This is a genomic window from Aquimarina aquimarini, from assembly GCF_900299535.1.
GTDB classification, from domain to species: Bacteria; Bacteroidota; Bacteroidia; order Flavobacteriales; family Flavobacteriaceae; genus Aquimarina; species Aquimarina aquimarini.
The window spans coordinates 1-4338 of sequence record NZ_OMKE01000045.1 but is presented as its reverse complement, the minus strand read 5'-3'; the positions used below and the strand labels follow the sequence as shown (position 1 = coordinate 4338).

General features: G+C 30.5%; 5 protein-coding genes. All 5 read right to left on the bottom strand.

The window, feature by feature from the left end; genetic code table 11:
- Positions 1–370: 370 nt before the first annotated feature.
- The 5 genes from DG508_RS17570 to DG508_RS17550 all read right to left on the bottom strand — a co-directional run bounded on the left by DG508_RS17570 (position 371) and on the right by DG508_RS17550 (position 4230).
- Complete coding sequence (locus DG508_RS17570; RefSeq protein ID WP_108869398.1) at positions 371–919, bottom strand: hypothetical protein; 549 nt, start codon at positions 917–919, stop codon at positions 371–373.
- 74 nt (positions 920–993) lie between these two features.
- Positions 994–2058, bottom strand: a complete 1065-nt coding sequence (locus DG508_RS17565) for a tetratricopeptide repeat protein (RefSeq protein WP_108869397.1) — start codon at positions 2056–2058, stop codon at positions 994–996.
- 97 nt (positions 2059–2155) lie between these two features.
- The gene (locus DG508_RS21205) at positions 2156–2818 is read right to left on the bottom strand and encodes a hypothetical protein (protein ID WP_199912809.1); all 663 of its coding nucleotides are present in this window, start codon (positions 2816–2818) and stop codon (positions 2156–2158) included.
- Between the two features lie 231 nt (positions 2819–3049).
- Entirely contained in the window at positions 3050–3550 is a 501-nt protein-coding gene (locus DG508_RS17555) for a hypothetical protein (protein ID WP_108869396.1), read from the bottom strand.
- A gap of 188 nt (positions 3551–3738) precedes the next feature.
- Entirely contained in the window at positions 3739–4230 is a 492-nt protein-coding gene (locus tag DG508_RS17550) for a hypothetical protein (protein ID WP_108869395.1), read from the bottom strand.
- Positions 4231–4338 lie beyond the last annotated feature (108 nt).

The window sequence follows — 4338 nt, the reverse complement described above, 5'->3', positions numbered from 1 at the left end:
TTTAGATTCGCTTTGTCCGAAAGTCAAAACTGGTAGAATTGCAAATAATAAAAATATTGTTTTTTTCATTCGTTGATTTTAATCTTAATGTTGCCTAACGTCTCGGCTATGGTTAGTGCGGGATTAAATTAGTATTTAATTTCGGATTAAGTACTTAGCCAAAACTTTTTATTTCGTTTTATCTTTTTTGTTTTAAAGCCAAATCAAAAGATTTGGCGGACTTTATAAAAATACACTAAACTTTGGATTAAGTACTTAATCCGGTATTAATTATAGCTTTTGTTGTAATGCGTTTTTATATCTGTCTTTATTTAGCATTTTTATCTATAGGTTCGTTCATTAAGTAATGAAAACATGAAAATTCATATAATTAATTTTTTACTTGCCTTTTAGTTTTATCCAGATCACTTCGTAATACTTTCCTTTTTGTAGTATAGCTTATACATCCTGTAGATATTGCTTTACTACTAATTGTGATTTCTCTTTTTCCTCCTTTTCTTAATTCAATAGTTCCTATTTTCTTATATTCACCCAAATCTCCATTTGATTCAAAGCTTTGTATGAAATCTTGTACAAAGATATCATACGTGTTGTTTTTTAAAGAAATTGGTGTTTGAAAATCAAATATAATTTCATGTTTAATCGATTGACTTTCAAGTTTGATAGCGCTTGGGAAAATTTCTGGCTCAGATTGAGGTCTTTCTGAATCAACTATCTTAAATGTTAAATTATTAAATTCAGAATTGTCTACTTCTATGAGTTTATTTTCTATTATTTCATACTGATATTTATTATAGCATTCACCGTTTTCTTCCTCAATCTCAATATACTTAGATTGAAAAATAGCACAACTTGAAATTAGGAATAATCCTAAAATCAAAAATGTAATAGTTAATATGGATGTTTTTTTCAAATGCATTACAACGTCTCGGGTATGTTGTCGTAGCTCACGTTAGGAAGCTATGCAATATACCCATTGTTGTGGGTAGTGATTTACCTTATAAATTTGTTTTTGGTATTTACATCAATTATATTTTCATTTTTCGTGTACCATTCGACAAATTCATCATATTCTTTGTTATGGGTTTCTATCCATTCATTAAACTCATCTTGAGCTCCAATTTGAAACAAATAATGATTATAAGCATCAAATAGGTTTTCATCAAGCAACTCTTTTTGATAGTTAAAAAGTACATTTGGATATTTTTCAAAATCTTCTTTAAAGTAGTTCTCAATAAACTTTTGTCTAATTAGCGAAAGTGAATTTAAGTCAATAGTTTTTTCATTAATTATAGCTAAAATGAAGTTCTTGCCAAAAATTGCACAAAGTGGTAATTTTATTTCTTCGTTTGGTTTCATTTCTGAAGCGTCAATAATGACTTCGCAGAAATCAATTTTAGATTCCTTGTCGCTTAAAGTAATTGACGATTGATATGTGTCATAGAGAAGTTCGCTAATTTCTTGAGTCCGTTCAGTAGTTCTCTCTAAATTCATGAAAATCTCGCCATATATTAAACCTGATAGTTTATCGGTTGAGTTCAAAAATAGCTTAGCAAGTCTGTAGTAGTTTGAAGTGTAGGTCGGATCAACATCAATACCATTTTCATAATTCTTTATTGCCTCATCATATTTTTCTTGCCCAAGAAATATATTTCCTTTTTCTAAATGTAAATTGCCAGAATTTGGAAAACGGTTCATTCCTTCTTCATATTCTTTAATTGCTTTGTCTGGTTCCTCAAGATAACTGTAGCAGTTACCTGACATTTGATAGACTTGACTATTTAAGGTCTCATATTTTTTTACCTTTTTAAGGATTTTTATAGCTTTTTTGTATTCTTTTTTCAACACATAAGCATATGCAATCTCATAAGGATAGATATAGTTTTTTGAATCAAGTTTTTGACTTTCTTCTAAAAGCTCAATGCTTTTATCTATTTTTCCTTCATCCATTAATTTAATAGCTTCCTTCGCTTTTGTCAATGCTATTTCACTATCAGACTGAGCGAATGATGAGATTACTAAGAATTGAAGCAAAAAGAATAGAAATATTTTATTCATACAATTTTGATTTTCACATTACCCACAACGTTGCTTGTATGTTGTGTTTGCTTGCCGAAGGCAGCATATGCAATATACAACTTGTTATCAGCTTTTTTTATTCGTTAAATTCAAGTATGTCTTTTTTCATTTCTTTATACCAAAAATCCACTTTGTCTCTGTAGATCCTTGTTATAGGGTATTCATTAGTTTCTTTTTTCGATTTCCATGTCAGATGAACAACTGCAATTCTTCCATCTTCCAGTTCCAATACAATATCATCATTATTGGTCTTTCTAGCAATTAGTTCAGAGTTCTCATTAAGTAACAGATGATCGTCAGGTAATTCAAGTTCGAGTTCGTCCATTAATTTTTGAATACTTTTCTCTTCCATTTCAATAGCACCCCAATATGGTTCAATAAACTTCAATTCAAAAGTTGTGCTATTCAGGGTTTCTTCCAAATTTCCATTTTTCAACAAGTCAGTAATTGTTTTTTCTACACAGTTTCGGGTTAATTCCTTTACAAATAGGTCTGGTGGTACTTGATAAAGTCCTTTTAAATTCTCACCGTTTTCCTGATCCTGTTTAATCGCAGATTCAAGATATTTAAATGTCCAAACGTTTATTCCGTAACTTCTTCCATCTAATGTGTCAACAATAACATTAGCGAAATCATTTTCAAGATCATCCCAAGGACTTGATACTTCGAATTCAAGCCATAATTTAAAAGATGTTTTTCCGACTTCAATTATTTTATCACTTAATTGATTCGATTCCATATTTAGGCTTTTGTATAGATTCGTTTTAATTGCTGATAACGTTTAGCTATGCGTAGTGCGGGAACAGAAAATTGCAAGTTTTCGAACCAGCACCTAGCCAAAGTTTATGTTTTGTTTTTATATTTTCTAAAATACTAAATTTAAATCTTTGGCGACTAACCAAATAAGCAATAACTTTTCGATTAAACCAAAATACCGCATTATCGCATAGGTGTTGTTACCCAATGTTTTTTATTCATATCCGTGTTTCCTTTTCCAGTCAGATATGTCAATTTTATCAATCTCTTCAAGTCGCTTTTTTTCAGATTGTTCAAAAGAGTAATTTGTGTAAAAATACCAAGCGATGAAGCTAAATAAAAATATAACAATCCTTTGTTTGAATTTTAAAAAGTAGTTCTCACCTCTTAAAGTAAATAGAGTATGTGAATTAAATATATAAGGTCTAAAAAAAAGTATAGGACCGAATAGGAAGAGCACAATCATTTCCCAAACTTTATAACTCTCAGTTTTGTTTTTTTCAAGTCTTTTCTTTTCCTGTGCTAAATGCTTTTCCGTTTCTTTTTCCCACTTCGCAATGACCCTATCTTGTTCTTTTTGCGAAATATTTCGTTTAGCAAGTTCTTGTTTAGATTGTCTTATAGCTTCTTCATTCCAATGATCTTTTCCCGAGTAAACAATTTCGATTAATTCCTCAGTTTTTCGTTCAGATATCGGTGGAGTGAATTCGGTCATTTACAATATTGGGTAACGTTTAATATATGTGTCGTAGCAGAGCAAATTGTTACCTTGCTTTTCGATTTTTCTTGCGCATTGGTTGCTAACTTTCACTTTCTGCAAGCATTGCGCCTTACCAAAAATACAAGAAACATTCGATTCATCACCTAGCTGCTATGATCACATATATGTTGTTATCTACTTTTTTATCCGATCATAATAGGTAGTCCCTGTTTGAATCTAATATCAGTTAAGTGTTCTAATTCACTTTCAATTATTTTTTTCAGATCATGAGAAACATATATAAATGTGTTCAGTAACGTGAAAATATTAATTCCCTTGGATTCGGTTTTGTCATAACTTTGAAGATCAATAGTTCGCTTAGTGATCAATTCTGAGTAGTTTGTCCACTTTTGATTATTGGCTCTTCTGAAAATCTCAACAGGTCTTAATTCAATTTGATCAGGAGCATGTTTTTCGAGAACCTTTGCAATTTCATTATCTATAAGAGGGAAACCATCTCCATCTAATATTTTTTTAAAAGAGCCAAATTCCGCTACTTGATATCTTCCGTCTTTTAATCTTATTAAATTGACATTTCCGATTATCTCAAATACCTCTCCATCCTCAAATTTAATATTATCATTAATTCGGTTGTCTTCTTTATTACAAATCCAATAAGTTAGATCTTTCTTCATGATTGTAGAGTAGAGTAGAGCCTGACAGCTCTGTTAAATTTCTCACTAAATTAGTAAAATTTTACGAGACTGTCAGCGCCCCCTTCATCAAACCGTGCTTGAAGTTTT

Coding starts and splice junctions, on each gene's coding strand:
- DG508_RS17550 (WP_108869395.1), bottom strand. CDS start 4,230: ATGAAGAAAGATCTAACTTATTGGATTTGTAATAAAGAAGACAACCGA.
- DG508_RS21205 (WP_199912809.1), bottom strand. CDS start 2,818: ATGGAATCGAATCAATTAAGTGATAAAATAATTGAAGTCGGAAAAACA.
- DG508_RS17555 (WP_108869396.1), bottom strand. CDS start 3,550: ATGACCGAATTCACTCCACCGATATCTGAACGAAAAACTGAGGAATTA.
- DG508_RS17570 (WP_108869398.1), bottom strand. CDS start 919: ATGCATTTGAAAAAAACATCCATATTAACTATTACATTTTTGATTTTA.
- DG508_RS17565 (WP_108869397.1), bottom strand. CDS start 2,058: ATGAATAAAATATTTCTATTCTTTTTGCTTCAATTCTTAGTAATCTCA.